Here is a 270-nt window from a genome sequence, read left to right as displayed (position 1 = left end):
AGAAGACGAAGCTTTATTAAGTCAAATTCAACAAAAAGTTTTGCAGCTAGGCAAAAAATTTAACCTAATACACCAACAAATTTTAAACGATTTAACCACTCATAATATCCATGTAGATCGCCCCGAAAAATTAACAGACTTTCATCTTAATTGGCTTAAAGCGTATTTTCATGACAAGGTTTTACAGCATATATCACCCATTTTACTTAATGAAAATAAAGATTACTCAGACTATATAAACGACACAATGACTTACTTGTTTATTGAAAT

General features: G+C 29.6%; 1 protein-coding gene. It reads left to right on the top strand.

Features of this window, described 5'->3' with window-relative positions; genetic code table 11:
* Positions 1-270 (top strand): hypothetical protein (locus R2R70_RS20470; protein ID WP_410978973.1); only part of this gene is annotated, 270 nt, incomplete at both ends.

The sequence above is a fragment of the Cobetia sp. SIMBA_158 genome, assembly GCF_046566945.1.
GTDB classification, from domain to species: domain Bacteria; phylum Pseudomonadota; class Gammaproteobacteria; order Pseudomonadales; family Halomonadaceae; genus Cobetia; species Cobetia amphilecti.
Note: the sequence above shows the minus strand (reverse complement) of the source record. Positions and strands in the feature narration are given on the sequence as shown.